Here is a 2,510-nt window from a genome sequence, read left to right as displayed (position 1 = left end):
CGATCAAATCGACGTCAATCCAAAAAAACAGTGGCTTGTTCAGCTTAGCCTTAAATGATGCAGCACGTCGCCGAGGTGCCGGTTACCAATGCGGTGACGGACATGGAGCCGGCAACCACGCCACTTGCACCATCGAAAGTAACGGTCAATGCGCGCGGGCTTTGCCTGACCATTCTTGCGGTGGTGGCGGTCGTATTCGCCCTGCAATGGGCGCAGAAATTCCTGATACCGTTGACCTTTGGCATATTGATTGCCTATACGCTCAATCCATTGGTGGCCTGGATGGAGCGCATTCGCATACCGCGCCTGTTAGGCACTTGCGCGGTAATGCTTGCATTGGTGACTTGCATCGGGCAGGCCGGATATTCGCTGCGCGACGAGTTCAAATCGATCGCCGAGCGTCTTCCTGCCGCCGCTCACCAATTGTCGCGTGCGATCAAGGGTACGCAAAACGGGCAAGCCAGCACGATGCAAAAGATGCAGGCGGCCGCTACGGAGATCGAAGCAGCCGCAGGCCAGGCAGCCGGCGCGCTGTCTGCGATGAAGCGGTCATCCGCTGTGGTGCCGGCCTCTTCCCCGCTATTCAAATTGAATGAATGGCTATGGACCGGCTCCGTCAGCGCAGCCGGTTTTATCGGACAAACCACCGTCGTGATATTTCTGGTCTTTTTCCTGCTGCTGTCCGGTGACACATTCAAGCGCATGCTGATGAAACTGACCGGGCCCTCGCTATCGAATAAAAAAATCGCTATCAACATCCTGGTGGACGTCAATAGTTCGGTCCAACGCTACATGTTCATGCTGCTGGTGACGAACACGATGCTTGCAGTTTTGATGTGGGTGGCACTACGCTGGATCGGCCTGGAAAATGCCGGCGCCTGGGCAGTGGCTGCCGGACTGCTGCATATCATTCCCTACTTTGGGCCATTTCTCATCGCAATAGCCACCGGCCTCACCGCCTTCATGCAGTTCGACTCGTTTTCGATGATGCTGTTCGTCCTGGCGTCGACGCTGGGAATCGCCACACTGGTTGGCACGTTTGTGACGACATGGATGACAGGGCGAATCGCGAAAATGAATGCGGCCGCCGTGTTTGTCGTTTTGCTGTTCTGGGGATGGCTGTGGGGGATGGCCGGCATGCTTCTGGGAATCCCGATCATCGTCATTGTGAAAGTGATCGCGGAGCGCATCGAAGGCATGCAGCCGATCGCGGAACTGCTTGGGGAATGACACGGACGGGAGTCGCTCGGGCAGCAATCACATCGTCTTGTGCAGACGGTGTAACCACAACATCCTGAACAATGGCCTGGCCGGTGCTCGACGTAGCGGGCGCCGGCCGGAAAGCGCCCTGTGACGCTTGTTTGCTAACTGCAAAGCCGGAACCAGCCGAGAACTTCCGTGCTGCTTCCGGCTTTTTCTACGGCGCTGCCGGCAGCGTTAACGCCCTCGTGCCTTGACGGCATCCGCCATATCCGACCGGTAGTTGACATTCGCGTCTTTCGTGCATGCCGCATTCTCAGTGCACGGCATGGTGCGACATGCGGCAAGCGCTTCCTTGTAGGCGACAACGGCTTCTTTCCTTGATGTCTGATAGCGTGCCAGCGGCGTCGCATCCTCGACATACCAGCGGGCATGATCCGGTTCCGCTGTGTTTTTGCCCCTTGTCCGCAGCGAACGATGCGGCGCAGCCTGAGTCCATCAACAGCGCGGCGAGAAGATGTTTGGTGGTGTCTTGCATGACCATTCCCCAGTGAAGGATACGAAGATGAAAATGGCGTATTCGATGCGGTGGAAACGGCCCCTCTGATATGGCCCCTTGCCGGTGCAAGACCCTATTGGCGCATTGCGGCGGTTTGGCGATCCGGTATGGGAGCCAAGGCAATCAATACCGGGCCACACGTCCTTTTTGAATGCGAGCACGATCTCCGCCCCGCAAGTCTCCCGCGCATTCCTGTTCTATCGGCTCATAACCGCCGTTATCGAGACGTACCGCTATCTGGCACATGGCCGGTGCCAGTGCCTTTTTGCCTTTTTTCCTTCTGGTTTCCCAAGACTCCGCCACTCACCATACCCGCCAGCGTGGCGAGCTTATTGCCATCGCCGCCGACCGGGTTGAAAAGGTTTCATGCATGCGATGATTCTCGGCCTTGTCCATTGACAAAGTAACGCGTCTGCGGTGCCTTTGGAGGCAATCGATCAGACCGTTCAGACAATCGAGCCCCGATGAACGCAATCCGATCAGTGCACTCATGCAAAGACCGTAAAAGCTCGCACCAGGAATAGCAGCACAACGAGGGATCAACGAACAGCCTGCTGCCGCGCATTCTCCGCGCGTTTCATCGAAAGATAATCGCCCCGCTCCAGCTCATGCAACTGCTTCGGGTAGCGCTCCACCGCCGCAAACCAACGCGTCAAGCGCTGCTCGAATTGTGCGGACGGCGCCGCATTGGCGGCGTCCAGATAGGCATCAATAGCCAGGTAGTAGCGCATGGTGTTGCGTTCCACCAGAC

1 protein-coding gene and 1 pseudogene are annotated in these 2,510 nt (G+C 57.3%); one reads left to right on the top strand and one right to left on the bottom strand.

All coding sequences use genetic code 11. The features are described 5' to 3' along the window. Positions 1 to 57: 57 nt before the first annotated feature. Positions 58 to 1,230, top strand: coding sequence for an AI-2E family transporter (locus tag V7080_RS25190; RefSeq protein WP_334191118.1), 1,173 nt, complete (start codon positions 58 to 60; stop codon positions 1,228 to 1,230). A 1,068-nt stretch (positions 1,231 to 2,298) separates the two neighbouring features. Here V7080_RS25190 and V7080_RS25185 read toward each other — a convergent pair. Then, a pseudogene (locus tag V7080_RS25185) lies at positions 2,299 to 2,510 on the bottom strand (hypothetical protein); the annotation flags it as partial.

This window comes from Noviherbaspirillum sp. (genome assembly GCF_036846085.1).
Classification (GTDB): Bacteria; Pseudomonadota; Gammaproteobacteria; order Burkholderiales; family Burkholderiaceae_D; genus Noviherbaspirillum.
Note: the sequence above shows the minus strand (reverse complement) of the source record. Positions and strands in the feature narration are given on the sequence as shown.

Coding starts and splice junctions, on each gene's coding strand:
- V7080_RS25190 (WP_334191118.1), top strand. CDS start 58: ATGCAGCACGTCGCCGAGGTGCCGGTTACCAATGCGGTGACGGACATG.